At 75.1% G+C, this 23,567-nt stretch carries 27 protein-coding genes; 15 read left to right on the plus strand and 12 right to left on the minus strand.

Going from position 1 to position 23,567, the window contains the following annotated elements; all coding sequences use genetic code 11:
- Positions 1–33 precede the first annotated feature (33 nt).
- From ACA361_RS40310 to ACA361_RS40325, 4 genes are all read right to left on the minus strand, one after another.
- On the minus strand, positions 34–636 hold the full coding sequence (locus tag ACA361_RS40310; RefSeq protein ID WP_375020424.1) for a CGNR zinc finger domain-containing protein: 603 nt from the start codon (positions 634–636) through the stop codon (positions 34–36).
- A 19-nt stretch (positions 637–655) separates the two neighbouring features.
- Positions 656–1,042: a VOC family protein gene (locus tag ACA361_RS40315; RefSeq protein ID WP_375020425.1), complete on the minus strand. Its 387-nt coding sequence runs from the start codon at positions 1,040–1,042 to the stop codon at positions 656–658.
- Positions 1,043–1,070: 28 nt separating this feature from the next.
- Positions 1,071–1,607, minus strand: a complete 537-nt coding sequence (locus ACA361_RS40320; protein ID WP_375020426.1) for a YdeI family protein — start codon at positions 1,605–1,607, stop codon at positions 1,071–1,073.
- Positions 1,608–1,690: 83 nt separating this feature from the next.
- A complete protein-coding gene (locus tag ACA361_RS40325; RefSeq protein ID WP_375020427.1) occupies positions 1,691–2,569 on the minus strand; it encodes an alpha/beta fold hydrolase in 879 nt (292 codons plus the stop codon).
- A 64-nt stretch (positions 2,570–2,633) separates the two neighbouring features.
- Here ACA361_RS40325 and ACA361_RS40330 point away from each other — a divergent pair, with 64 nt between their 5' ends.
- A complete protein-coding gene (locus tag ACA361_RS40330) occupies positions 2,634–4,616 on the plus strand; it encodes a BTAD domain-containing putative transcriptional regulator (protein ID WP_375020428.1) in 1,983 nt (660 codons plus the stop codon).
- 58 nt (positions 4,617–4,674) lie between these two features.
- On the plus strand, positions 4,675–5,436 hold the full coding sequence (locus tag ACA361_RS40335) for a class I SAM-dependent methyltransferase (protein ID WP_375020429.1): 762 nt from the start codon (positions 4,675–4,677) through the stop codon (positions 5,434–5,436).
- 7 nt (positions 5,437–5,443) lie between these two features.
- Here the strand turns inward: ACA361_RS40335 and ACA361_RS40340 are convergent, their stop codons facing one another.
- Complete coding sequence (locus ACA361_RS40340; RefSeq protein WP_375020430.1) at positions 5,444–6,016, minus strand: TetR/AcrR family transcriptional regulator; 573 nt, start codon at positions 6,014–6,016, stop codon at positions 5,444–5,446.
- Positions 6,017–6,090: 74 nt separating this feature from the next.
- Between ACA361_RS40340 and ACA361_RS40345 the strand changes: the two genes are divergently transcribed.
- Positions 6,091–7,350 (plus strand): FAD-dependent monooxygenase, encoded by a 1,260-nt coding sequence (locus ACA361_RS40345; protein ID WP_375020431.1) that lies wholly within the window; start codon positions 6,091–6,093, stop codon positions 7,348–7,350.
- Positions 7,351–7,417: 67 nt separating this feature from the next.
- On the opposite strand, the gene ACA361_RS40350 is transcribed toward ACA361_RS40345, so the two are convergent.
- Entirely contained in the window at positions 7,418–8,083 is a 666-nt protein-coding gene (locus ACA361_RS40350; protein WP_375020432.1) for a response regulator, read from the minus strand.
- Positions 8,080–9,237 carry a sensor histidine kinase gene (locus ACA361_RS40355; protein WP_375020433.1) on the minus strand — a complete coding sequence of 386 codons (1,158 nt, stop codon included), beginning with the start codon at positions 9,235–9,237 and terminating at the stop codon, positions 8,080–8,082. Before ACA361_RS40355 ends, ACA361_RS40350 begins: the two co-directional genes overlap by 4 nt.
- A gap of 123 nt (positions 9,238–9,360) precedes the next feature.
- On the opposite strand from ACA361_RS40355, the gene ACA361_RS40360 reads away from it, so the two are divergent.
- The 4 genes from ACA361_RS40360 (at position 9,361) to ACA361_RS40375 (ending at position 12,957) form a co-directional block, all read left to right on the plus strand.
- Positions 9,361–10,272: an ABC transporter ATP-binding protein gene (locus ACA361_RS40360; RefSeq protein WP_375020434.1), complete on the plus strand. Its 912-nt coding sequence runs from the start codon at positions 9,361–9,363 to the stop codon at positions 10,270–10,272.
- Positions 10,269–11,135, plus strand: a complete 867-nt coding sequence (locus ACA361_RS40365; RefSeq protein ID WP_375020435.1) for a hypothetical protein — start codon at positions 10,269–10,271, stop codon at positions 11,133–11,135. The genes ACA361_RS40360 and ACA361_RS40365 overlap by 4 nt, the downstream gene beginning before the upstream one ends.
- A gap of 128 nt (positions 11,136–11,263) precedes the next feature.
- The gene (locus ACA361_RS40370) at positions 11,264–11,692 is read left to right on the plus strand and encodes a YciI family protein (protein ID WP_375020436.1); all 429 of its coding nucleotides are present in this window, start codon (positions 11,264–11,266) and stop codon (positions 11,690–11,692) included.
- An 11-nt stretch (positions 11,693–11,703) separates the two neighbouring features.
- Positions 11,704–12,957, plus strand: a complete 1,254-nt coding sequence (locus tag ACA361_RS40375; RefSeq protein WP_375020437.1) for an RNA polymerase sigma factor — start codon at positions 11,704–11,706, stop codon at positions 12,955–12,957.
- On the opposite strand, the gene ACA361_RS40380 is transcribed toward ACA361_RS40375, so the two are convergent.
- Together ACA361_RS40380 and ACA361_RS40385 are read right to left on the minus strand one after the other, a co-directional pair.
- Entirely contained in the window at positions 12,954–13,586 is a 633-nt protein-coding gene (locus ACA361_RS40380; RefSeq protein WP_375020438.1) for a class I SAM-dependent methyltransferase, read from the minus strand. The genes ACA361_RS40375 and ACA361_RS40380 overlap by 4 nt on opposite strands.
- Before the next feature lie 80 nt (positions 13,587–13,666).
- On the minus strand, positions 13,667–14,455 hold the full coding sequence (locus ACA361_RS40385) for a putative protein N(5)-glutamine methyltransferase (RefSeq protein WP_375020439.1): 789 nt from the start codon (positions 14,453–14,455) through the stop codon (positions 13,667–13,669).
- Positions 14,456–14,669: 214 nt separating this feature from the next.
- Here ACA361_RS40385 and ACA361_RS40390 point away from each other — a divergent pair, with 214 nt between their 5' ends.
- Entirely contained in the window at positions 14,670–15,644 is a 975-nt protein-coding gene (locus ACA361_RS40390) for an NAD(P)/FAD-dependent oxidoreductase (RefSeq protein ID WP_375020440.1), read from the plus strand.
- Positions 15,645–15,668: 24 nt separating this feature from the next.
- Here ACA361_RS40390 and ACA361_RS40395 read toward each other — a convergent pair whose 3' ends face one another.
- Entirely contained in the window at positions 15,669–16,811 is a 1,143-nt protein-coding gene (locus tag ACA361_RS40395; RefSeq protein WP_375020441.1) for a winged helix DNA-binding domain-containing protein, read from the minus strand.
- A 99-nt stretch (positions 16,812–16,910) separates the two neighbouring features.
- Here ACA361_RS40395 and ACA361_RS40400 point away from each other — a divergent pair, with 99 nt between their 5' ends.
- From ACA361_RS40400 to ACA361_RS40420, 5 genes are all read left to right on the plus strand, one after another.
- Complete coding sequence (locus ACA361_RS40400; protein ID WP_375020442.1) at positions 16,911–17,879, plus strand: helix-turn-helix transcriptional regulator; 969 nt, start codon at positions 16,911–16,913, stop codon at positions 17,877–17,879.
- A 158-nt stretch (positions 17,880–18,037) separates the two neighbouring features.
- Complete coding sequence (locus ACA361_RS40405) at positions 18,038–18,430, plus strand: hypothetical protein (RefSeq protein WP_375020443.1); 393 nt, start codon at positions 18,038–18,040, stop codon at positions 18,428–18,430.
- Positions 18,420–19,190, plus strand: a complete 771-nt coding sequence (locus ACA361_RS40410) for a hypothetical protein (RefSeq protein ID WP_375020444.1) — start codon at positions 18,420–18,422, stop codon at positions 19,188–19,190. The genes ACA361_RS40405 and ACA361_RS40410 overlap by 11 nt, the downstream gene beginning before the upstream one ends.
- Positions 19,191–19,215: 25 nt before the next feature.
- Entirely contained in the window at positions 19,216–19,743 is a 528-nt protein-coding gene (locus ACA361_RS40415; RefSeq protein WP_375020445.1) for a roadblock/LC7 domain-containing protein, read from the plus strand.
- Between the two features lie 11 nt (positions 19,744–19,754).
- Positions 19,755–20,126, plus strand: coding sequence for a hypothetical protein (locus ACA361_RS40420; protein ID WP_375020446.1), 372 nt, complete (start codon positions 19,755–19,757; stop codon positions 20,124–20,126).
- A 76-nt stretch (positions 20,127–20,202) separates the two neighbouring features.
- On the opposite strand, the gene ACA361_RS40425 is transcribed toward ACA361_RS40420, so the two are convergent.
- A complete protein-coding gene (locus tag ACA361_RS40425; protein WP_375020447.1) occupies positions 20,203–20,823 on the minus strand; it encodes a TetR/AcrR family transcriptional regulator in 621 nt (206 codons plus the stop codon).
- A gap of 112 nt (positions 20,824–20,935) precedes the next feature.
- On the opposite strand from ACA361_RS40425, the gene ACA361_RS40430 reads away from it, so the two are divergent.
- Positions 20,936–21,934, plus strand: a complete 999-nt coding sequence (locus tag ACA361_RS40430; protein ID WP_375020448.1) for an ATP-binding cassette domain-containing protein — start codon at positions 20,936–20,938, stop codon at positions 21,932–21,934.
- Positions 21,931–22,785, plus strand: a complete 855-nt coding sequence (locus ACA361_RS40435) for an ABC transporter permease (RefSeq protein WP_375020449.1) — start codon at positions 21,931–21,933, stop codon at positions 22,783–22,785. The genes ACA361_RS40430 and ACA361_RS40435 overlap by 4 nt, the downstream gene beginning before the upstream one ends.
- Here ACA361_RS40435 and ACA361_RS40440 read toward each other — a convergent pair.
- A complete protein-coding gene (locus tag ACA361_RS40440; RefSeq protein WP_375020450.1) occupies positions 22,764–23,525 on the minus strand; it encodes a TetR/AcrR family transcriptional regulator in 762 nt (253 codons plus the stop codon). The two genes, ACA361_RS40435 and ACA361_RS40440, sit on opposite strands and share 22 nt — an antisense overlap.
- Positions 23,526–23,567: the final 42 nt, after the last annotated feature.

The raw sequence follows: 23,567 nt of genomic DNA on the forward strand, positions 1-23,567 counted from the left end.
GGAGGCGGCGCGCCGCGGCCGGGAGCGCCGTCGTCAGGCGTCCGTCGCCCGGCGGGCTCGCAGTGCGCGGAGTTTGTGGCGGTTGCCGCATCGTTCCATCGCGCACCAGCGCCGGGCGCCGGGCCGGGAGGAGTCGACGAACACCAGCGGGCAGTCGTCGCTCGCGCATTCGCGGAAGCGTCCGGAGAGCGGCCCGGACAGTAGCTCGATCATTTCCCGGGCGAGGGTCGACAGCGCCTGGGTCGCCCGTACCGGTGCCGCCCAGCCGGAGGCCGTCCCGGCGGCGTCCAGCTCGGGGACCAGCGGCGGCGCGGACGCCGCGTGATTGATGGCGGCCACCGCCGCGGCGGGGAGCGCGCGCCCCGCCGCCCGCGCGTGCGCCGCGTCCCAGATCGCCCGGCGGAGGGTCTTGGCCGCGGCGAGTTCGCCGGCCGTCACCGGGACCGTCACGGCCGCGTCCAGTGGCGGTGCGGCCAGCCATTCGGCCAGGTCGGCGGGCTCGTGCAGGGTCTCGAACACCGCGTACCGGCCCTCGCCGCCGGTGTGGGCGAAATCCAGGCACACGGCGCCGGCGTCGAACCGGAACGACCCTCCCTTGGGATCGTGCAGCACCCGCCCGGTCGTCGTCGCCCTCATGAAACCACCGTAACCGGTGTCAGCCGCTCCCGGACGGGGCGCGGCTCAGGTCCACGACGCAGAACGCGTTGCCGTCCGGGTCGGCGAGGACGACGAAGTCGGGGTCCGGCGGGTACAGGTCCCAGTCGACCCGGCGGGCCCCCAGGCCGATCAGGCGCTCGACCTCGGCCTCCTGCTCGGCCGTGGTGTCCACGAAGAGGTCGAGGTGGAGGCGGGGGCGCGCCTGGGCGGGCGACTCGCTGAGCATCAGGGCGAGCGCCCGGCCGGAGCCGTCCGCGTGGTCCAGGGTCCGCCACGCCGGGCTCTCCCACTCCGGCGTGGCCACCAGATCCAGCGCGGACGTCCAGAACGCGACGGCACGTGGAATGTCGGTCACGCCGATCACCGGGAACCCGAGCCTGAGCATGATCCAAGACTAGTGCCCGCGCCGCCCGTCAGCGCAGGTCGGCCAGGGCCTTCTCCAGGCGCGCCGCGCGGCCTGCCGGGGTACGGGCCTTGAGCAGGGACAGGATCACCAGGTAGCGGGCGGTCTTGTCGAGGGCCTCGAAGCGGGCGGCGGCGCGCGGGTCGGCGGCGAGGGCCGCGGCCAGGTCGGGCGGGACGGTGGCGTTGCGCTGGGCCGCGTACGCGGCGTCCCAGCGGCCGTCGGCGCGGGCGGCGGCGACCTCGGCGAGGCCCGGCGGGCGCATCCGGCCGGCCGCGGTCAGCGCCTCCACGCGCTCGACGTTCTCGCGCGACCACGGGCTGCCCTTGCGGCGGCGCGAGTAGCGCTGGAGGTAGTGGTCCGCGTCATGGGCCTTGCGCTGGCTGTCGATCCAGCCGTAGCACAGCGCCACCTCCAGGGCCTCCCCGATGGTGATCGACGTGGCGGCCGAGTTCTTCTTGGCGATCTTGAGCCAGACGCCGCCCTCGGTGTCGTGGTGCTCGGCCAGCCACGCTTCCCACGCGACGGCGTCCTCGAAGAGCATCATCGGTCCGGGCCTCCTCATGTCCGTTTCCCCGAACCCTAGAACGCCTTGAGGAACGTGCGGTTCCTCAAGGCGCGATGCGGACATCAGCGGGCGAGGAGGTCCCGGAGGGCCTTGACGATGTCCGCGGGGGCCTCCTCGGCCATGAAGTGGCCGCAGGTGACGGTGGCGTGGTGCAGGTCGGCCGCCCAGGCCCCCCACAGGCCGGCGGCGTCGTAGCCGAGCGCGGCGCCCCAGTCCTGCTGGAGGACGGTGACCGGCATCGCCAGCCGGTTGCCGGCGTCCCGGTCGGCCCGGTCGTGCTCGACGTCGATGCCGGCGGACGCGCGGTAGTCGGCGACGATCGAGGGCACCGCGCCGCGGCAGGCGTCCAGGTACGCGGCCCGGACGTCGGCGGGGATCGCGGCCGGGTCGTTGGTCCACAGGTCGAGGAAGTGGCCGAAGAACGCGTCCGAGGACGCCGCGATCAGCTGCTCGGGCAGGCCGGGCGGCTGCGCCATCAGGTAGAGGTGGAAGCCGACGGCGGCGGACGCGCCGTGCATCACGTCCCACATGTCCAGGGTCGGCAGCACGTCGAGGATCGCCAGCCGGGTGATCGTCTCGGGGTGGTCGAGGCCGGCGCGGATGGCGACCAGGGCGCCGCGGTCGTGGCCGGCCAGCGCGAACCGGTCATGGCCCAGGGCGCGGGCCAGGGCGACGATGTCGGCGGCCATGGTGCGCTTGGAGTAGGTGTCCGGCCCGGCCTCGGCGGGCTTGTCGCTGGCGCCGTAGCCGCGCAGGTCGGGGCAGATCACGGTGTGGTCGGCCGCGAGGTCGGCGGCGACGTGCCGCCACATCAGGTGCGTCTGGGGGAAGCCGTGCAGCAGTACGATCGCGGGGCCCGATCCGGCGACGGCCGCGTTCAGCGACACGCCGTCGGCGACGGGGACGCGCCGGTACTCGAATCCGGGGATGGCGGTTGCCATGGTTTCGTCTCTTTTCCGTAGATGGCCTGGTGCTTCCACCCTGCGGGGTACGGATGAGCATCCGATGAGCAGGAGGGGGGCCGCGGGGGTGCGGGTCGAGTTCGGGGTGCTGGGGCCGGTGGCGGCCTGGGACGGCGCCGGGGAGCCGATCGCCCTGAGGGGGCCGCGGCACCGGGCGGTGCTGGCCCGGCTGATCGTGGCCCGCGGCCGCGTCGTACCGGCGTCCCTGCTGGCCGGCGACCTGTGGGCGGACCCGCCCGCGGACGCGATCGGCGCGATCCGCACGTTCGTGGCGGCGCTGCGCCGGTCGCTGGAGCCGGACCGCCCGCCCCGCGCCCCGGCGCGGCTGCTGGTCACCGACGGTCCCGGGTACGCGCTGCGCGCCGAGCCGGACGCGGTCGACGCCTGGCGCTTCGAGCGCGCGGTGCCGGCCGCCGCCGAACTCGCGCCGGGGGATGCGCTGGCGCGGCTGGACGAGGCGCTGGGCTGGTGGCGCGGGCCCGCGTACGCCGACTTCGCCGAGGAGCCGTGGGCGCGCGCCGACCGCTCGCGGCTGGCCGAGCTGCGGCTGCACGCCGTCGAGCGCCGCGCCGAGGCCCTCCTCGCGCTGGGGGCGGCGGCCGAGGCCGTGGCGGACCTGGATGCGCACGTGGCCGACCACCCCTGGCGGGAGGACGCCTGGCGCCTGCTGGCCCTGGCGCTCTACCGCGCGGGCCGCCAGGGGGACGCGCTGGAGGTGCTGCGCCGGGCACGGACGCTGCTGGTCGAGCAGCTGGGCGTCGATCCCGGGCCGCGGCTGCGCCGCCTGGAGGACGACATCCTGCACCAGGCCGAGCACCTCGATCCGCAGGGGAGCGCGGAACGGGTGTGGACGCGGGCGGCCGCGGCGTACGACCGTACGGTCGGGCCGGGCGCCCGGACGCGGCTGGAGTCGACGGTGGGCCTGCTGCGGGGGCTCGCGGTGACCGGCGGCGGCGGGCTGGAGGCGGCCCGCGAGCACCGCGTCGCGGCCGTCGCGGCGGCCGAGGAGCTGGGCGACGCCGAGCTGACCGCGCGCGTGATCGGCGCGTACGACGTCCCGGCGAACTGGACGCGCGCGGACGATCCGCGGCAGGTCGCCCGGGTGGTCGCGGCGGCCGAGCGGACGCTGGCGGCGCTCCCGCCGGCCGGGCACGAGGCGGCCCGGGCGCGGCTGCTGGCCACGATCGCGCTGGAGTCGCGCGGCACCGGCTCGGCGCGCGGGCGCGCGGCGGCCCGCGAGGCCGAGGAGCTGGCCCGGGGGCTGGACGATCCGGCGCTGCTGGCGTTCGCGCTGAACGGCGTCTACATGCAGGCGTTCGAGCGGGCCGGGCTGGCGCCGCGCCGGGACGCGATCGGCGCCGAGCTGGTCGATCTGTCCGCCCGGCACGGCCTGGTCACCTACGAGGTGCTCGGGCATCTGATCCGCGTCCAGTCCGGCGGCGCGCTCGCCGACTTCGCCACCGCCGACCGCCACGCGGCCGCCGCGGACCGGCTGGCCGAGCGCAACGAGCTGCCGCTGGTGGGCGTGTTCACCCGCTGGTACGGGGCGATGCGCCTCGCAGCGGCCGGCACGGCGCCGTACGCGGAGGCGGAGGCGGCCTACCGGGACGCCGCCGGGGCCCTCAAGGGCGCCGGGATGCCCGGGCTTGAGCACGGCCTGCCGCCGCTGGCGCTGCTGTGCCTGCGGCTGGCGTACGGGCTGCCCGCCGAAGCCGACGAGGGGGCGGACTACGGGCCGTACGAGCCGTGGGTGCGGCCGGTGCTGCTGCTGGCCCGGGGCCGCCGGGGCGCGGCCGCAGTGGCGCTGCGCGAGGTCCCCGGCCCGCCTCGCGACCTGCTGCAGGAGGCGATGTGGTGCCTGGTCGCGCGGGCGGCGATCGAGGCCGGCTCCCGCCCGGCGATGGAACGCGCGCGCGAGGAGCTGGCCCCCGCGGCGGCGGAGCTGGCCGGCGCGGGCAGCGGCCTGCTCACCCTCGGGCCGGTCGCCGGCTACCTGGACGATCTCGCCACGGCCTTGCAGAGCTGACGGCCGCCCCGCCGAAAAGCGCTGGTCATCGCGCGCGCCGCACTGAGACGATCACACCATGGCGGGAGCGTTCGAGGAACTGGTGGCCGAAGGCGAGTCGGTGCCGGTGGCGGGCTGGGACTTCTCCTGGTTCGAGGGGCGGGCCACCGAGGCGCGCCCCTCGTGGGGGTACCAGCGGCTGATGAGTGAGCGCCTCGGCCGCGCGGCCGCGGCGCTGGACGTCCAGACCGGCGGCGGCGAGGTGCTGGCCGGGGCGGAGGCGTTCCCGCCGACGATGGTGGCCACCGAGTCGTGGCCGCCGAACGTCGCCAAGGCGACCGCGCTGCTGCATCCGCGCGGGGCCGTGGTGGTGGCGAGCCCGGACGAGCCGCCGCTGCCGTTCGGCGACGCGGCGTTCGACCTGGTGACCAGCCGCCATCCCGCGACCGTGTGGTGGGAGGAGATCGCGCGGGTGCTGCGGCCGGGCGGCGCCTACTTCGCCCAGCATGTCGGTCCCGCGTCGGTGTTCGAGCTGGTGGAGTTCTTCCTCGGCCCGCAGCCGGAGGAGGTGCGGCGCGCGCGCCATCCGGAGGACGAGGCCCGTGCCGCCGAGGCCGCCGGCCTGCGGATCGCCGGGCTGCGCACCGAGCGGCTGCGGATGGAGTTCTACGACGTCGGCGCGGTGGTCCACTTCCTGCGCAAGGTGATCTGGATCGTGCCCGGCTTCACCGTGGACGCCCACCGGGACCGGCTGCGCGACCTGCACGAGCGGATCGTCCGGGACGGCCCGTTCGTCGCCCACTCCGCGCGCACCCTCATCGAGGCACGCAAACCATCCTGAACGCGGTTTAATCCGGCCGCTCGCGGCCTTGAGCTTCGGGCCGCGGCTCGATGCCCAGGGCCGCGCAGGCGCCGTCCACGGCCGCCCGGCGGAGCTCGTCCTCCGGCACGTCGGGGAACTGGATCGTGCAGTCCTGGAGGCCGCCGAGGGCGATCGCGGCCCGGGTGGCCTGCTCCAGCGTGGGCTCGGGGCCGTGCAGCAGGCCGGCCAGCCGCCCGCGCCAGTCCATCACGCGGTCGATCAGGCCCAGGTCGGCGAGCGTGGTCAGCTCGCCGAGCATGAGCACCATCTCGGAGCGGTGGCGGTAGTGGAAGTCGAAGTAGCCCTCCAGCAGGGCGCGGGGCTCCACCTCGTCCAGCGCCTCCAGGCGCGCCAGGAACGCCTCTTCCTCGTCGAGGATCGGCTGCACGATGCTGCGGACCAGTTCCTCGCGCGAGGAGAAGTGGTAGTAGAGCGCCGGCTTGGTGATGCCCAGCCGGTGGGCGATCTCCTGCAGGCTGGTCCGCTGCACGCCCTGCTGAACGAAGAGCTCGCGGGCGACATCCAGGATCCGCTGCTTGGTGGCGGAGGGACGGGGCATGCCGGAACTCTAGCTTACTTAACGATAGGTAAGTACTCTGAGCTTACCTATCGTTAAGTAAGGAGGGTGAGGTCATGCGGATCCTCATCTCCGGCGCCAGCATCGCCGGCCCGGTGCTGGCGTACTGGCTCACGAGACACGGCTTCTCCGTCACCGTCGTCGAGCGCGCGCCGGCGTTGCGCAAGACCGGCGGCCACGCGGTCGACCTGTTCCGGCCCGCGATGGACATCTCGGAGAGGATGGGCGTCCTTCCGCGCATCGAGGAACGGAACGCCGGCGCGGAGCGGATGAGGCTCTACCGGGAAGGCGTGCGGCACCCCGTCCGGGTGGACCTCTCCAAGATCTTCAGTGCCGCCTCCGGCCGGCATGCCGAGATCATGCGCGACGACCTGAGCGAGATCTACCACGGCGCCACGGCCGGCGACGTCGAGTACGTCTTCGGCGACTCGATCACCGCGATCTCACCCGGCGGCGAGGTGCGGTTCGAGAACGCCGCGCCGCGCCGCTTCGACCTCGTCGTCGGCGCGGACGGGCTGCACTCCAACGTGCGCCGCCTCGTCTTCGGCGACGAGTCCCGCTTCGCCGCCTTCATCGGGGCCTACTTCGGGGTGCTGACCCTGCCGGGCGACTCCGGTCTCGACGGCGAGCTCGTCATCCACGCCGGCGTCGGCCGCACCGCCGGCATGTACGGCGCGCGGCACCTCGGCGGCGCGCGGGCGCTGTTCCTGTTCCGCAGCGACCGCGAACCCGGCCGCCACCATCGCGACGTGCCCCGGCAGAAGGAGCTGCTGCGCCGCGCGTTCGACGGCCTGCACGCCGACGTGGACGGCTGGCTGGACGAGCTCGACCGCACCCCGGCGTTCTACTTCGACTCGATCACCCAGCTCCGCATGGACACCTGGTCGCGGGGCAGGGTGACGCTCGTCGGCGACGCGGGCTACAGCCCCGGCCCGGCCGTCGGCGGCAGCACCACCCTGGCCGTCGTCGGCGCCTACGTCCTCGCCGGGGAACTGGCGCGGGCGGGCGGTGACCACGAGCGCGCCTTCCCCGCCTACGAGCGCGCGATGGCGGAGCACGCGCACGGCAGCCGCGCGGTCGCGCTGAGCGCGGCGAAGACCCTGGTCCCCACCTCCCGCCTCGGCGTGTGGGGGCTGGCCCAGGGCGCCCGCCTGATCTCCGCCCTGCCCGCCCGGCCCGGCCGCGCCCTCGTCCGCCTCACCACCAGGAGCGCACGCCTCTACGACTCCATGACCCTCGACGACTACCCGCTCGCGTCCGGCGCGGCGGCGGGCCGGGCCGGCCGCGAAGCGGATCCCGCGTCGCGGCTGCGCTGACCGGCCCGTGACGTCAGGTCGCGCGTGATCGGCGCGGCCGCGCTCGGCGCACCGTTCAGAGGGCGGCTCAGCGGGACGGGGACGCCAGGCCGAGCTCGTAGGCGATGATGACCAGGTGGACGCGGTCGCGGGCGTCGAGCTTGGCCAGCAGCCGGGTCACGTACGCCTTGACGGTGGCGACGCTGATGTGCAGCCGGGCGGCGATCTCGGCGTTGGTCAGCCCGGCGCCGACCAGGGTCAGCACCTCACGCTCGCGGTCGGTGATCCCGCCGGCGGAGCGGTGCCGGGCGGCGGCCGGAGGCGGGCCGGGACGGCGGGCGAACTCCTCGATCAGGCGACGGGTGACGCTCGGCGCGATCAGGCCGTCGCCGGCGGCGACGATGCGGATCGCGGCGAGGATGTCGGGCAGCGCCATGTCCTTGACCAGGAAGCCGGAGGCGCCGGCGCGGAGCGCGCCGTACACGTGGTCGTCGTCGTCGAACGTGGTCAGCACGACGACCCGGGTGTCCCCGGAGTCCGCGGTGATGGCGCTGGTGGCCTCGATGCCGTCCATGCCGGGCATGCGGATGTCCATCACGACCACGTCGGGCCGCAGCTCGCGCGCCAGCAGGACGGCCTCGGAGCCGGTCCCGGCCTCGCCCGCGACCTCCAGGCCGGCCGCATCGGCCATCACCATGCGCAGGCCGGCCCGGACGAGGGGCTGGTCGTCGGCCAGCACGACCCGTACGGTCACCGGGCCTCCACCGGGAGCCGCGCGGCGACGCGGAAGCCGCCGCCGGGGCGCGGCCCGGCGGTGAAGTCGCCGTCCAGCAGGCCGACGCGCTCGCGCATCCCGAGCAGGCCGTAGCCGGCGCCCGCGCCGGCCGCGGGCCCGCCGCGGCCAGAGTCGACGATCTCGATCGCCAGGTCCCGGTCGGTGTGCTCGATCGACACCCGGCACCGGTGGGTGCCGGAGTGGCGCACCACGTTCGTCACCGCCTCCTGGACGATGCGGAACGCCGACCGGTCGATCTCGGCGGGCAGCGGGCGGCGCGGCCCCCGCCAGCGCAGGTCCACCTGGACGCCGGCGGCGGCCGTGGTCGCGGCGAGGTCCTCCAGGTCGGCCAGGCCGGGCGCGGCGGCCGTCACCGGTTCTGCCTGCCGGAGGGCGCCGAGCATGCGCCGCAGTCCCGACAGGGTCTCGCGGCTGGATGTCTCGATCGCGTCCAGCGCGGCGCGCGCCTCGGCCGGCCGGGCGTCGATGACCATCTTGGCGGCACCGGACTGGATCGCGATGATCCCGATGCTGTGGGCGACGGAGTCGTGCAGCTCGCGGGCGATGCGGAGCCGTTCGGCGGTGACGGCCTGGGCGTGCACGGCCGCGGCGCGCTCGCGGTTTTGCCGCAGCCAGTTCCCGGCCAGCCAGGCGATGACGGCCGTCAGCGCGACGGTCAGCTGCGTGGAGGTGCCGATGTGGTAGCCGAGCAGCAGCCGGGCCAGCGCGTACCCGGCCAGCGTGCCGAGCGTCAGGCCAACGGCGGCCAGGGAGGAACGGCGCGCCCGGGTGGCGGCGACGTACGCGAGCGCCACCTGCGCCGCCAGGAACTGCGCGAACGTGATCTCGGTCGAGTTCAGCGCCATCGCCTCGAACACCGAACCGGCCAGCAGCAGCGCCAGCGCCGGCAGCGGCCGGCGGCGCAGCAGCACCGACCCGGCGAGCGCCAGGGCGGTCGCCGCGGCCAGCGTCGTCCAGTGGGCCGCCATGAGGTGGGAGAACCTGAGCGGCCGGAACGGCTCGGCCTCGCCGGGCAGCCGGACGTCGACGGCGAACGAGTACGCGATGCCCGCGCACCAGGCCGGCGCCGTCCAGAAGCCGGGCGGAGGTCGTCTGAGGTGCGCGGCTCGCATGCCGTGATCGTAATCGGCGCGGTGGCGGCAGCACATCGGCCCGCGGGTGTACACCCGGGGTCGACGCGGAAGCAGACGGCGGTCCGATGCGCTGGGGGCGCCGCCCCGGGCAGCGTGGGCCGGGTGATCGAAGCCAGAGAACTGACCAGGCGGTACGGCCGCGTCACCGCCGTGAACGCGCTGACGTTCACGGTACGGCCCGGCGTCGTGACCGGATTCCTCGGCCCGAACGGGGCCGGCAAGACCACCACGCTGCGGATGATCCTGGGGCTCATCGCGCCCACCGGCGGGACCGTCACCATCGGCGGCGTCCGGTTCCGGGACCGGCCGCGCGGGCTCCGGCACGTGGGCGCGCTGCTGGACGCGGGCGACGTGCACGGCGGCCGCAGCGCGGCGGCGCACCTGCACGCCCTCGCGCGCGGCAACGGCATCCCGCGCCGCCGGGTGGACGAGGTGCTGGAGGAGGTGGGGCTGGCGGGCGTGGCAAGGCGCCGGATCGGCGGCTTCTCCCTCGGGATGAAGCAGCGGCTCGGGATCGCCGGCGCGCTGCTGGGCGACCCGCCGGTGCTGCTGTTCGACGAGCCGCTGAACGGCCTGGACCCCGAGGGCGTCCTGTGGGTGCGCGGGCTGTTCCACCGGCTGGCCGCCGAGGGCCGCACCGTGTTCGTCTCCAGCCACCTGATGACCGAGATGGAGAACACGGCCGACGACCTCATCGTCATCGGCCGCGGCGAGCTGATCGCGGCGGAGCCGCTCACGGACTTCGCGGCCCGCGGCACCCGGCAGAGCGTGACCGTCCGCACCCCCGATCCCGCCGCTCTGGTGGCCGCGCTGGCCCCCGAGGGCGGCACGGTGACGCAGGAGGACGACGACTCCTGCACCGTGACCGGGCTCGGCGCCGCCCGCGTCAGCGAGATCGCGTTCCGCCAGGGCGTCCTGCTGCACGAACTGACCACCCGCACGTCCACGCTGGAAGAGGCGTTCATGGAACTGACCGCCGACCGGACCGAGCACCGCGCCGGAGAGGCCCGATGAGCACCGTGACACTGCCCGCCGGCGAGGCCCGCGCCCGGTTCGGCGACCTGGTCGCCGCCGAGTGGATCAAGCTGCGGTCGCTGCGCTCGACGTACGCGGTCCTCGCGGCCGGCGCGCTGGTCTCCATCGGGATCTGCGCCAACTCCGCCCGCTCCAACGTCCACCTCATCGCGACCAGCGCGCGGCCGGACGACCAGCGCGCCGCGCTCGACCCGCTGCACGCGGCGTTCGTCCCGGAGGCGTACCAGATCCTCATGCTCGTCGCGGCGAGCGTCGGCGCGTCCGTGATCTTCGGCGAGTACTCCAGCGGCATGATCCGGACGACGTTCGCCGCCGTCCCCGCCCGCCGCCCGGTCGTCGCGGCCAAGGTGCTCGTCGTGGCCGCGATGATGCTCGCGTACGGGACCGCCGTCGCGGCCGGCACCTTCGGCCTGACCCAGGCGATCTACGACCAGGAGGGCATCGGCCTGCCGATCGGCGCGCCGGGGGCGTTCCGGGCCGTCGCCGGGGCCGCGCTGATCGCCGTCGTGGCGGGGATGGTGGGCATGGCGCTGGGCGCGCTCGTCCGGCATCCCGCCGGAACCGTCGGCGCGGCCGTCGGCGTGCTGGTCCTGCTGCCGCGGCTGTTCGAGGGCGACACCTACCGCTGGGTCGCCGAGACCGGCAACGCGATGCCGTACGCGGCCTGGGCGGCGCTGGTCGAGAACCCCGTGCGGAACATGATGCCCGAGGGCCGGGACGCGCCCATGCGCCCGGTCGATCCGTACCCCGTGTCGATCACCGAGGCGTGGCTCGTGTACGGGGCGTGGGCGCTGGTGGCGGTGGCCGTCGCCGTCGCGGCCGTCCACCGCCGCGACGTCTGACGCTCCCGGAAGGGCCGGCGGATAATCGTGGTGAGCGAGCGGCGGGGGACGTCCGGGCCGGCGCGACGGCTCCGACGTCTCCGGTGAGAGGCGCCGCGGAGGGCGCCGGCCCAGCAGGGGAGCGGACGATGAAGTACATGATCATGATGTTCGGGTCGCAGCTCGACTACGACGCGATCGCCGGGCGGGTCAACGAGGGGCGCCCGGCCTGGTCGGAGGAGGACATGGCGGCGCTGCACGCGTTCATGGAGAAGTGGAACGACGACCTGGTCCAGTCCGGGGAGTTCGTCGACGCGTGCGGGATGACCGCCCCCGTGCACGCCCGGCGGGTCGAGGTCCGCGACGGCGTGCCGGTGGTGACCGACGGGCCGTACCCCGAGAGCCAGGAGGTCCTGGCGGGGTACACGATCGTCGAGTGCGCGAGCTTCGACCGGGCCACCGAGATCGCCGCGCGGCTGGCGGACACGCCGGCCCCGGCCGGCGAGGACCTGGGCGGCCGGGCCTGGTACGTGGACATCCGGCCGGTCGCCGGCTCCGCGGCCGAGCTGGAGCTGTGAGCGGCGCCCCCGTGGCTGACGACACCGTGGCTGACGACGCCGGGCCCGGCGAGGGACTGGAGGACCTGCTGGGCTGGCTGGCGCCGCAGGTCCTCGGCGCCGTCGTCCGGCGGTACGGGCACTTCGACGCCGCCGAGGACGCGGTGCAGGAGGCACTGCTGGCCGCCGCCCTGAAATGGCCGGAGGAGATGCCGGCGAACCCGCGCGGCTGGCTGATCACCGTCGCGGCGCGGCGCCTCACCGACCTGCTGCGCGCCGAGCAGGCCCGGCGGCGCCGCGAGGACACCGCCGCCCGGTGGGCGCTGACGGAGGAGTGGATCGCGCCCGAGGGCGCGTCCGACGACTCGCTGGTCCTGCTGTTCATGTGCTGCCATCCGGCGCTGTCGCCGGCCTCGCAGATCGCACTGACGCTGCGGGCCGCCGGCGGGCTGACCACCGCCGAGATCGCCCGCGCCTTCCTGGTGCCGGAGGCGACCATGACCCGGCGCGTCAGCCGGGCCAAGCAGGCGGTGAAGGAGAGCCGCGTGCCGTTCCGGATGCCCTCGCCGGCCGACCGCGCCGAGCGGCTCGGCGCGGTGCTGCACACCCTCTACCTGATCTTCAACGAGGGGTACGCCAGCACCTCCGGGCCGGACCTGCAGCGCGCCGAGCTGTCGGCCGAGGCGATCCGGCTGGCCCGGATGGTCCGCCGGGCGCTGCCCGACGACGGCGAGGTGGCGGGGCTGCTGGCGCTGATGCTGCTCACCGACGCGCGGCGGCCCGCCCGCACCGGCCCGGACGGGGTGCCGGTCCCGTTGGCCGAGCAGGACCGCGGTGCCTGGAACGCCGCGTACATCGCCGAGGGGACGGCGCTGATCGGCGCGGTCCTGCCGCGCGGCGCGCCCGGGCCGTACCAGATCCAGGCCGCGATCGCCGCGCTGCACGACGAGGCGCCCAGCGCGGCCGAGACCGACTGGACGCAGATCGTTGCCCTGTACGAGCTGCTGCTGCGCGTCTCGGACGGCCCCGTGGAGCGGCTCAACCACGCGGTCGCGGTGGCGATGGTGCGCGGCGCGCCCGCCGGCCTGGACCTGCTCGCGAGGCTCCGGGACGACCGGCGGATCGCCGGGGACGACCGTTTCCACACCGTGCGCGGGCACCTGCTGGAGATGTCCGGGGAACCGGCGGCGGCGCGCGAGGCGTACGAGGCGGCGGCGCGGCGGACCGCCAGCCCGCTGCGCCGCCGCTACCTCGGCGCGCGGATCGCCCGCCTGCCGCCGGCCTAGGACGCCCGCCGCACCTTGACGGTGTTGTCCACGCGGGTGCCCGGGGTGCCGTCCGGGGAGTTCTGGACGCGGTCGTGCTCCTCGCAGCGCAGCACCTCCCACTCCCCGTCCGCGAGCTCCAGGGAGTCCAGGACCTCCCGCGGCGTCGGGAAGTGGACGTCCGGGTCGGGGTTCTCCTCCCACGACGGCCAGCCGGAGTGGCCGACGATCAGGAGCACGCCGCCGGGCGCGACGGCCGCGGCGGCGGCCCGCAGGACCTGCTCGCGCGGCAGGCCGCCGGGCGAGTGCAGGAAGTGGGCGGAGACCAGGTCCCATTCGCCTTCGGGAAAGGACGTGCCGAGGTCGGCGCGGCGCCATTCGATCCGGCCGGCGACGCCCGCGTCCTTGGCGTGGCGGGCCGCCCGTTCGAGCGCGACGCCCGAGATGTCGGTGGCGGTGACCTGCCAGCCCTGCCCGGCGAGCCAGATCGCGTCGCCTCCCTCGCCGCAGCCCAGGTCCAGGGCGCGGCCGGGCGCCATTCCGGTGACCTCGCGGACCAGGACCTCGTTGGGGTTCCCGCTCCAGATCCGTTCCTTCTCGCCGTAGCGGGCGTCCCAGAACCGCTCGCCGGTCATATCGTCGTCGTGCATCGGCGTCTCCTCTCGGCCTCGTCCTCCGCAGGCTGCCTCCTGGCCCGGCCCGTGACAAACATCGTTGCCGGACCGGCAAGTCAGCCGGTCCCGCGGGTGCCGATCACGACGGTGGCCTCGTGCTCATCGGAGGTGACGACCCGTGCCGCCAGCCCGTCGCCCGCGGCGATCGCGGCCGCGAGCGGGGCCTGCCGGCGGCTGGTCTCGAACAGCAGGTGCCCGCCCGGCGCCAGCCATCCGGCCGCGCCCGCGGTCACCCGCCGCAGCACCGCCAGCCCGTCGGCGCCGCCGTCGAGCGCGACCCACGCCTCGTGCTCGCGGGCCTCGGCCGGCAGCAGCGCGACCTCCGCGGTGGGCACGTACGGGACGTTGGCGAGCAGGACGGCCACGCGGCCCCGGAGCGCGGCGGGCAGCGGGTCGTACAGGTCGCCTTCGTACACGCGGGCGCCGGCGGGGACGTTGCGGCGGGCGCACCGGACGGCGGCGGGGTCGATGTCGGCGGCGTGCAGCTCCACGCCGGGCCGGGCGGCGGCCAGGGCGGCGCCGAGCGCGCCGGCGCCGCAGCACAGGTCGACGACGACCGCGTCCGGCGGCGCGAGCGCGGCGGCCCGCTCGACGAGGAACTCGGTGCGCCGGCGCGGCACGAAGACGCCCGGGTCGACGGCGATCCGCAGGCCGCGGAACTCCGCCCAGCCCACGACGTGCTCCAGGGGGAGGCCGGCGGCGCGCCGCTCGGTCATCGCGGCGAGTTCGGCGGGGGTACGGGCCGCCTCGGCGAGCAGCTCGGCCTCGTCCTCGGCGAAGACGCATCCGGCGGAACGGAGCCGCTCGACGACCGCGGCATGGGTGAGGGACCGGCTGGGAGACATGGTGACCTTTCAAGGTGCCGTGCGGGCGCTCCTCGGGTCATCCGTGACGCCGGCGGGAGGGGAGCACCCTGCCTGCTACTGCGGTAATGGGTCTCACCTCCTCGCTCGTGTCCAGCGGGAACCCTACCGGCCGGGTCCGGACTTGCCGAACCGGCAACAGGGTTTGTCGTTCTCCGGAGTCGCGACGCATGCTCTCCGCAGGAGGTGCATCGCAATGAACGAGAACCGCAAGGATTACGACGTGGTGGTCGTCGGCGGCGGCCCGGCGGGCCTGAGCGGGGCCCTGGCGCTGTCCCGGGCGCGGCGCTCGGTGCTGGTGGTCGACGCCGGCCGGCCGCGCAACGCCCCCGCCGAGGGCGCGCACAACTACCTCGGCCTGGACGGCGTGCCGCCGCTGCAGCTGCTGGCGGCGGGCCGCAAGGAGGTCACCGGGTACGGCGGCGAGGTCGTCACCGGCCGGGTCGTGTCGGCCCGGCGGCGCGACGAGGGCGGCTTCGACGTGCGGCTGGAGGACGGCACCGGGTACGGCGCGCGCCGGCTGCTGGTCACCACCGGCCTGGTGGACGAGCTGCCCCCGGTGCCCGGCGTGGCCGAGCTGTGGGGACGCGACGTGCTGCACTGCCCGTACTGCCACGGCTGGGAGGTGCGCGACCGGGCCATCGGGATCCTGGCGACCGGGCCGCAGGCGGTCCACCAGGCGCTGATGTGGCGGCAGTGGAGCGACGACGTGGCGCTGTTCCTGCACACCGGGCCCGAGCCGTCCGAGGAGCAGTACACGGAGCTGGCCGCGCGCGGCGTCGCGGTCGTCGACGGCGAGGTCGAGCGGCTGGAGACCGAGGGCGGCCGGCTGACCGGCGTGCGGCTGAAGGGCGGCCCCGGCGGTGCGGGCGTGGTGCGTCCCGCCGACGCGCTGGTGGTCGCCCCGCGCTTCACCGCCGTCGCGGACGTGCTCGCGAGCCTGGGCCTGGAGGCCGCCGACCAGGAGGCGTTCGGGACCGTCGTCGGCAGCGCCGTGCCGTCCGACGCCACCGGCGCGACCGGCGTGCCGGGCGTGTGGGCGGCGGGCAACGTCACCGACATCATGGCCCAGGTCGTCACGTCGGCGGCCGACGGCCTGCGCGCCGGCAGCATGATCAACGCCGATCTGATCGCCGAGGAGGTGCGGCTGGCCGTCGCCGCCGCCTCCTAGCGGGCGGCGCGCCCGGCGGGCGGGTCAGGCGTGGCCGCCGACCGTCACCTTTCCGATCGTCAGCTCGGGAACGGCCTCCAGGATCTCGCCGACCCGCCCCGCCTGGTCGTCCAGCTCGGCGCGCTGCGCGCGGGTGAGGGCGACCAGCGGCTCGACGGTCAGGGCCAGCCGCCTGCCGGAGCGGCGCTGGTGCCACAGCCCGGCCACGGTCCCGTCCACCAGCAGCACCTGGTAGTTGGCGGGCAGCACGCGGTCGGCGGCCTCGCCCGGATAGAGGATCGCGGGCGGCTGGTTGCCGACCCGGTAGGCGTAGGTGTCGAAGTACGGCAGCAGCCGCACGCCGCGCGGCGGTCCGGCCGGCACGGCGGTGTCCCCGGCCGTCACCCAGTTCGCCTCGCCCTCGACGTCGACCCGCTCCAGCTCGCCGGACATCGCGGCGAAGAGCTCGTTCGCCCACTTGACCGGCGCGTTCAGCCAGTGCGCGAACCGCTGCGGCGTGGCCGGGCCGTAGGCGTGCAGGTACCGGTGGACGAGCCGCGGCAGCGCCTCCTCCGCCGCCATCGGCTCCAGGCCGGGCAGCCACCTGTGCGGGTTGGTGTAGGTGACCTTCCGGCCGCGGCCGGGCCCGAAGCACAGCACGCCGCGGATCCCGGCCTCGTGGTGCGCCTGCCGCCACCGCGGCCACATGCCCTGGAACGCGGGCATCACCGGCTCGCCGGCCCACGGCCCGGTGCGCTCGACGACCGCGGCGGTCAGCTCGTCGACCGTCAGCTCCGCGTCCCTCAGGGCGTCCCCGACCGCCGCGACGACCTCGTCGGTCTGCTCGGGCGTCATCCGCTGCCCCGGCGGGAACGGGTTCGCCCGCGGCAGCGCCGTCAGCGCACCGATCCACATGCCCAGCTCGTGCGCGGGCAGCAGGTGGACGGTGCCGCGCGGGCCGTACGTCTTGACCAGGCTGCGGTCCTCCCACAGCGCCGCGCGGACGTCGGCCCGCGTCGCGCCCTCGATCCGCAGCGCGATGCCCAGTTCGGCCGCCGAGAGCACCTGGGCGTGCGTTCCGGCCATGGCGGTGACGATGTCGGCGGGCCGGGCCTCCTTGGCGGGTGCGTCCAGCGCGTGCCGCGCCAGCCGGCGCGCGTTCAGCTCGTCCCAGTTCATCCGCCGCATGTATGCACACCTTCCCGAGGAACCCGTCTCGCGTACGTCCACCACGCTAGGAGGCATCTAGGTCAGATCACGTCCTATACGTCCGCCATCCTGGAAGGCATGGCGGACACTTCGGCACGGCTGCTCAACCTCCTCTCTCTCCTGCAGACGCCCCGCGAATGGGCCGGCAGCGAGCTGGCGGAACGGCTGAAGGTCAGCGGCCGGACGATCCGGCGCGACATCGAGCGCCTGCGCGAGCTGGGCTATCCGGTCGAGGCCACGATGGGGCCCGTCGGCGGCTACCGCCTGGTCGCGGGCACCGCGATGCCGCCGCTGCTGCTGGACGACGAGGAGGCCGTGGCGATCGCGGTTGGCCTGCGCACGGCGGCCGGGAACGCGGTCGAGGGGATCGGCGAGGCGTCGGTGCGGGCGCTGGCGAAGCTGGAGCAGGTGCTGCCGTCCCGGCTGCGCCGCCGGGTGGGGGCGCTGAACGCGGTCACCGTCCCGCCGCCCGGCCTGGACGGGCCGAGCGTCGACCCGGCGGTGCTGTCGGCGATCGCGGCGGCGGCCGCCAACCGGGAGCGGCTGCGGTTCGCCTACGAGTCGTGGGACGGGGACGGGTCGCGGCGGCTGGTGGAGCCGCACCGCCTCGTCCCGGCGGGGCGCCGCTGGTACCTCGTCGCCCACGACGACGGCCGGGACGACTGGCGGATCTTCCGGGTGGACCGGGTACGGGAGCCGCACCCCACCGGGCAGCGGTTCGCGCCGCGCGAGATTCCGGGCGAGGACGCGGCCGCGTTCGTGCTGAGCAGGCTGTACTCGCTGACCCCCACCTACCAGGCGGTCGCGACCCTGCGCCTTCCGGCCGACGAGGCGCGCGGCAGGCTGCGGGCCGGCCCGGACGAGATCGAGCCGATCGACGCGGCGAGCTGCCGCCTGACCGGGCACACCGACACGCTGGAGTGGCTCGCCGCCCGCCTGCTCATGCTGGGCTGCGAGTTCGAGGTGCACGAGCCGCCGGAGCTGATCGCCCACCTGCGCGATATCGGCTCCCGCGCCTCCCGGGCGGCCGGCGAGCCGCTCTCCTGAAATACCGAGAGGTATTCTTCTCCCGACTGACACTGGCTTTTCACGCCATTTCAAGAAAGTGCGGCTAACCGCTGAGATTCTCCGATGAATCGGTGGATGGCCGGCGGGCGGCCGTGTAGCGTCGGCGTCTCGAAACACTTCGCGCATTGCGGGTGTGCGTGCTCGGCATCGACGGCCGCCTGGCCCGGATCATGGGCATTCCCGGGGCCCGGCGGGTCACCCTGGTGGACTGCGCGAGCGGGCTGGCGATCGCGGCCGCGGGCCGCGACGACCCGATCGACCAGCATGAGGACGCGGCCGGCACGACCGACGTGGTGCGCGCCGTGCTGGACAGCCCGGCGCTGTGCGCGGCGCCTGCGGGCGACGACATCGAGGAGATCATCGTATGCGGGTCCGCGGGTTATCACCTGCCCACTCTGATCAATACCGAATTCGACGGCCGGCTGTTCCTGCATCTGCTGATCGACCGCGATACCGGCAACCTCGCCCTGGCCAGGATGCGCACGCGGACGCTGATTGAGGAAATGGCAGGATCCGGCCATGGCGCATGACATTCCGGCGGCCTTTTCCGGCTGCTCGCTGGCCGGCGCGCTGGAGAGGCTGGAGGGCGACCGCCGCACCGGAACGCTGCGGGCGGGCGACGAGGGCGCGCTGCACATCGTCGACGGCGCGATCGCGTTCGCCGAGAGCCGCGGCACGGCGGGGCTCGACCTGCCGGCCGGGGGCACCGCGCCGGAGATCTCAGACATCCTGGGCGAGCCGCGGCTGGAGGCGCTGGCGCTGCTGGCGATGTTCGACGCCGCGTACCTCCTGCTCGGCTCCGGCGCCGAGCCGGAGTTCACCGAGGGGCCGCCGCACCGGCTGGCGCCGCTGTGCCGGATCGCACCGGGCGCGCTGCTCGCCGAGTGCGCGCGCCGCGCGGCCCGGCTGGACGCGGTGTGGCCGGGCGCGGCGGCCGACCGGGCGCCCGTCGTCCCGGTCCGGCGGGTCGACCGGCAGCGGGTCGTGCTGACCGGGCTCCAGGCGGAGGTGCTGCTGAACGCCGACGGCCGCCGCGGCCCGGCCGAGCTGGCCCGCGACCTCGGGCGGTCCACGTTCGGGTGCCTGCTGGCGGTCCGGGCGCTGATCGCGGCCTCGCTCGTCCGGCCGCCCGGCCCTGGCGGTTCCGCGGCCCCGGCCGCCGAGCCGGTGCGCGAGCCGCCGCCCCGGCGGGTCCGGGTCGTTCCGGATCCGGGCGAGGCGGCGGGCTGGGAGCCGGTGGAGCACGACGTGCTCCTGCGGCTGCGGGCCGGGCTGGAGGAGCTTGCGTGACGTGCTGAGACGGCGCTGGGGATCGATGATCGAAAGGTTGGCGAACGTGGCGTTCCACGAGCGGATCGACGGCCGCGGCACGGCCGCGCCCGACCCGGCCGTGCTGGCGGAGCTCACCGCGCTGCGCGCGCGGGTCCCCGACCTGACCGGCAGCGTCGTCGCCTCCAGCGACGGCCTGCTGATCGCGCACGATCTGCCGGACGGCGTCGAGCCGGCGGGCATGGCCGCGCTGACCGCCGCCGAGCTGGCGCTGTCGCACCGGATGGCCTCGACCGCGCACGGCGGCGGGTTCCACGAGGTCGTCGTGCACGGCACCAGCGGCTACGTCGTGGTCTACTCGGCCGGCTGGAACGCCTCGCTCACCGTGCTGGCGGGCCCCGGCGTCAACGTCGGCCGGCTGCACCTGGAATCGCGCCCCACGGCCCGCGCCGTCGCGGCGCTGCTGGCCGGGCCGCGTTCCGCCGCGTCCCCGTCGTCCCCGTCCGCGGCGCCGGCGCCGCCGGAGGAAGGAACCGCACCATCTGACCGCGCCGCCCGAGAAGTGAACCAGTGAAGGGAGCACGCATGTCCAACATGGACGTCTCGTTGAAGGACATGATGACGATCGACGGTGCCGTCGGCGCCGCCGTCGTCGACTACAACAGCGGTATGGCCCTCGGGTCGCTGGGCAGCTCCAAGAGCCTGGACCTGCAGGTCGCCTCGGCCGGCAACACCGAGGTGGTCCGGGCCAAGATGCGCACGATCGAGCAGCTGGGCCTCAAGGACGACATCGAGGACATCCTGATCACGCTGTCCAGCCAGTACCACGTGATCCGGCCGGTCACCGGCCGCAAGGGCAAGGGCCTGTTCCTCTACCTGGCGCTGGACCGCAGCCGGTCCAACCTGGCCATGGCGCGCCACCAGCTCAAGCAGGTCGAGGAGAACCTGCAGGTCTGACCGCGGATCACCGCGCACCCGTCCCGGCCGGCGATCTGACGGCGCACCGGCCGGGACGGGCCCGCGCCCGGCGCCCTCAGCCCGCCGCGGGACGGATGCCGTTCTCGAACGTGCGGATCACGGTGGCGGTGACGCCGTGGCGGGGGAGCAGCCCCTTGTCGGCGTCCTCGACGCCGGTGAAGACCAGGGACCAGAGCGTGTGCTGGATCCACTCCGGGCTGAGCTCGGCGTCGAACACGCCCTCGGCCTGCCCGCGCCGGATGAGGTCCAGCACCGGGTCGTCGGCGATCCGCGCGGCGTCCCCCTCGCAGTCCTCCTCGGCGGCGTCGCCCCAGCGGGCGCGGGGGCCGTACTCCTCCAGCACGCGCGGGTCGCCCCACAGGAACATGATCCGGTCGCCGCTCTCGACCATCGCGGCGACCAGCCGGCGCATCGCCTCCAGCGGCGGCCCGTCGCCGATCGCGGCGTCCTCCACCGAGCGGCCGATCGCCTCGACCGAGTCGTCCACCACGGCCCTCATCAGCTCGTCCCGGTCGGGGAAGTAGCGGTGCAGCGTGCTGCGCCCGACGTCGGCCGCCTCGGCGATCTCGGCCAGGGTCGCGCCGCGCCGGCGGGCCAGCAGCGAGGCGGCGGCGCCCAGGATCGCGCGGCGGGTGCGGCCGCGCACCCCGGACTCGGGGGACTCGGTGGTGCTCATCGCAGGAAAAGTATCACTTGACAACCATCACGAGGCTTGTGACTCTCTCTTTGGGACATCTATGTCCCAAAAATAGCGTTGGAGATCCAACTCTGGGAAGAGAGGTACTCGTATGGGATCGACGGCTCCGGCTGTCGTCGCCGAGGCGGTGCGCAAGCGGTTCGGCACGACCGCCGCACTCGCCGGCTTCGATCTGGAGGTGGGGGAGGGAACGGTCTGCGGGCTGCTCGGGCCCAACGGCGCGGGCAAGACCACCGCGGTGCGGATCCTGAGCACGCTGCTGCGCGCCGACTCCGGCCGCGTCACCGTGGCCGGGCACGACGTGGCCCGGGACGGCGCCGAAGTGCGGCGCCGCATCGGGCTGACCGGGCAGCATCCGGCCGTGGACGAGGTCCTCACCGGCCGGGAGAACCTGGAGATGTGGGCGCGGCTCTACCACCTGCGCGCCCGCGCCGCCCGCGCCAGGGCCGGCGAGCTGCTGGAGCGGTTCGGGCTCGCCGACGCCGCCGGCAAGCGCGTCAAGCACTACTCCGGCGGCATGCGCCGCCGCCTGGACCTGGCGGCGAGCTTCATCCTGGCGCCGCGCGTGCTGTTCCTGGACGAGCCCACGGTCGGCCTGGACCCGCGCGGCCGCACCGAGGTGTGGGAGGCCGTCCGCACCCTGGTCGCCGGCGGCACCACGGTCCTGCTCACCACGCAGTACCTGGACGAGGCCGACCGGCTGGCGCACCAGATCGCGGTGCTCGACTCCGGCCGGGTGATCGCCGACGGGCCGCCCGACCGGCTGAAGTCCGCGATCGGCGGCGACCGGATCGACCTCGTGCTGCGCGAGCCGGCCGGCGTCGCCGCGGCGGAGCGGGTGGTCGCGCGGGTCACCGGGACCGGGCCCGACACCGACCGCGACGCCCGCCGGGTCAGCGCGCCCGTACGGGACCGGATCGGCGCGCTGACGGAGGTCATGCGGGCGCTGGCCGAGGAGGGCGTCGAGGTCGAGGACGTGGCGCTGCGCCGCCCGACGCTCGACGAGGTGTTCCTGCGCCTCACCGGCCGTCCCGCGGAGGCGGGCGAGCCGGGCGGGGACGGCGCGCCGGTCGCGGAGGTGGTCGCGTGACGGCGCCCGCCCCGCCGCTCGTGTCCCCCGTGCCTCCCGTGCCGGCCGTGCCCTCGGGACCGCTGTCCCGGCTGGGCTGGGCGTGGCTGGACGGCTGGACGGTCGCCCGCCGCGAGCTGATCCACTGGATCCGCAACCCCGGCATGGTCGTCTTCCAGGTGCTCTGGCCGATCATGCTGGTGCTGATGTTCGGCTACGTGTTCGGCAGCGCGATGACGGTCGACGGCGGCGGCGACTACCGCGAGTTCCTGATGCCGGGGATGTTCGCGCAGACGATGATGTTCGGCATCGCGCTGACGATCACGATGGTGTCCACCGACGCCGCCCGCGGCGTCACCGACCGGTTCCGCTCGATGCCGATGTCGCCGTCCGCGGTGGTGCTGGGGCGCGGCCTGTCGGACGTGGTCAACTCCGCTCTCGACCTGGCCATCCTGGTCGGCTGCGGGCTGGCGGTCGGCTGGGGCTTCCACGAGGGGCCGCTGCGGGCGCTGGCGGCGATCGGCCTGCTCCTGCTGCTGCGGTTCGCGCTGACCTGGGTGGGCATCCTGGTGGGCCTGTCGGTCGGGCCCGAGGCGGCGGCGATGGCGTGGGCGCCGCTGTTCCCGCTGACCATGGTGTCCAACACGTTCGTCTCGCCGGACCAGATGCCCGGCTGGCTGGGCACGATCGCCGCCTGGAACCCGATGTCGGCCACGGTCGCCGCCTGCCGGGAGCTGTTCGGCAACCCCGGCCTGGGCGGCGACTCCTGGCCCGCGCAGCACGCGCTCCTGCTGGCGGTGGTGTGGCCGCTGGCCATCGTCGCGGTGTTCCTGCCGCTGTCGGTGCGCCGCTACCGGCGGCTGGACCGCTGATCGTCCGGTACGGCCGGGAGCCCCGCCTCGATGCAGTCCAGGACGCGCTCCAGGCCGTACCGGAACCGCCCCTCGGCGTCCATGTGGGGCTGCCGTGCCTCCTTGACCACCCGGGCGAACATCGGGTGCTCCCCGCCGGCGAGCAGTTCGCGGACGTAGGCGCCGCTGCGTCCCATCACGTCCTCGCGGCCCAGCCCGCTGCGGCGCTTCTCCTCCCGCCAGGCCAGCTCCTCCTGAGCGGCGTTGTCGACGTAGCCCATGAGCAGGCCGAACAGGACGAGGATGTCGTCGATCGGGATGCCCACGTCCAGGGCCCCGAGGCCGAACTCCATCATCCGCAGCTGCGCGGGCCCGAACGAGCCGCGCGGGCGCCGCAGTCCGCACAGCCACGGGTGGCGCAGCCGCAGTTCCCGGGACCGCTCGGCGACGAGGGTGAGGTCGGCGCGCCAGTCGCCCGACGGGCGGCCGGGCAGGTCCAGCTCGGCGGTCGCGTGGTCGACCATCAGCTCGATCAGGTCCTCGCGGCTCGGCACGTACCGGTACAGCGACATGGCGCCGGTCCCGATCTCGGCCGCGATCCGGCGCATGGACGCCGCCTCCAGGCCCTCGGCGTCGGCCACCCGGACGGCGGCCGCGGTGATCTGCGCGCGGCTGTAGGCGGGCCGCGGCCCGCGTGCCGGCCGCTCGGGCCGCATCCAGATGTCGGCGTACTCCGTCCCGCCGCTCGCGCCCTCGGCCACCGGCGTCACCCCCTTCGGCGAGCAGTCTAGTTGCGTACGGCG

The sequence above is a fragment of the Actinomadura sp. 21ATH genome, assembly GCF_041951345.1.
GTDB lineage: Bacteria > Actinomycetota > Actinomycetes > Streptosporangiales > Streptosporangiaceae > Spirillospora.

What these genes read in the sequence shown, in the direction of transcription:
- ACA361_RS40310 (WP_375020424.1), bottom strand. Translation starts at nt 636, where the DNA reads ATGAGGGCGACGACGACCGGGCGGGTGCTGCACGATCCCAAGGGAGGG.
- ACA361_RS40315 (WP_375020425.1), bottom strand. Translation starts at nt 1,042, where the DNA reads ATGCTCAGGCTCGGGTTCCCGGTGATCGGCGTGACCGACATTCCACGT.
- ACA361_RS40320 (WP_375020426.1), bottom strand. Translation starts at nt 1,607, where the DNA reads ATGATGCTCTTCGAGGACGCCGTCGCGTGGGAAGCGTGGCTGGCCGAG.
- ACA361_RS40325 (WP_375020427.1), bottom strand. Translation starts at nt 2,569, where the DNA reads ATGGCAACCGCCATCCCCGGATTCGAGTACCGGCGCGTCCCCGTCGCC.
- ACA361_RS40330 (WP_375020428.1), top strand. Translation starts at nt 2,634, where the DNA reads ATGAGCAGGAGGGGGGCCGCGGGGGTGCGGGTCGAGTTCGGGGTGCTG.
- ACA361_RS40335 (WP_375020429.1), top strand. Translation starts at nt 4,675, where the DNA reads ATGGCGGGAGCGTTCGAGGAACTGGTGGCCGAAGGCGAGTCGGTGCCG.
- ACA361_RS40340 (WP_375020430.1), bottom strand. Translation starts at nt 6,016, where the DNA reads ATGCCCCGTCCCTCCGCCACCAAGCAGCGGATCCTGGATGTCGCCCGC.
- ACA361_RS40345 (WP_375020431.1), top strand. Translation starts at nt 6,091, where the DNA reads ATGCGGATCCTCATCTCCGGCGCCAGCATCGCCGGCCCGGTGCTGGCG.
- ACA361_RS40355 (WP_375020433.1), bottom strand. Translation starts at nt 9,237, where the DNA reads ATGCGAGCCGCGCACCTCAGACGACCTCCGCCCGGCTTCTGGACGGCG.
- ACA361_RS40365 (WP_375020435.1), top strand. Translation starts at nt 10,269, where the DNA reads ATGAGCACCGTGACACTGCCCGCCGGCGAGGCCCGCGCCCGGTTCGGC.
- ACA361_RS40370 (WP_375020436.1), top strand. Translation starts at nt 11,264, where the DNA reads ATGAAGTACATGATCATGATGTTCGGGTCGCAGCTCGACTACGACGCG.
- ACA361_RS40380 (WP_375020438.1), bottom strand. Translation starts at nt 13,586, where the DNA reads ATGCACGACGACGATATGACCGGCGAGCGGTTCTGGGACGCCCGCTAC.
- ACA361_RS40385 (WP_375020439.1), bottom strand. Translation starts at nt 14,455, where the DNA reads ATGTCTCCCAGCCGGTCCCTCACCCATGCCGCGGTCGTCGAGCGGCTC.
- ACA361_RS40390 (WP_375020440.1), top strand. Translation starts at nt 14,670, where the DNA reads ATGAACGAGAACCGCAAGGATTACGACGTGGTGGTCGTCGGCGGCGGC.
- ACA361_RS40395 (WP_375020441.1), bottom strand. Translation starts at nt 16,811, where the DNA reads ATGCGGCGGATGAACTGGGACGAGCTGAACGCGCGCCGGCTGGCGCGG.
- ACA361_RS40400 (WP_375020442.1), top strand. Translation starts at nt 16,911, where the DNA reads ATGGCGGACACTTCGGCACGGCTGCTCAACCTCCTCTCTCTCCTGCAG.
- ACA361_RS40410 (WP_375020444.1), top strand. Translation starts at nt 18,420, where the DNA reads ATGGCGCATGACATTCCGGCGGCCTTTTCCGGCTGCTCGCTGGCCGGC.
- ACA361_RS40415 (WP_375020445.1), top strand. Translation starts at nt 19,216, where the DNA reads ATGATCGAAAGGTTGGCGAACGTGGCGTTCCACGAGCGGATCGACGGC.
- ACA361_RS40420 (WP_375020446.1), top strand. Translation starts at nt 19,755, where the DNA reads ATGTCCAACATGGACGTCTCGTTGAAGGACATGATGACGATCGACGGT.
- ACA361_RS40425 (WP_375020447.1), bottom strand. Translation starts at nt 20,823, where the DNA reads ATGAGCACCACCGAGTCCCCCGAGTCCGGGGTGCGCGGCCGCACCCGC.
- ACA361_RS40430 (WP_375020448.1), top strand. Translation starts at nt 20,936, where the DNA reads ATGGGATCGACGGCTCCGGCTGTCGTCGCCGAGGCGGTGCGCAAGCGG.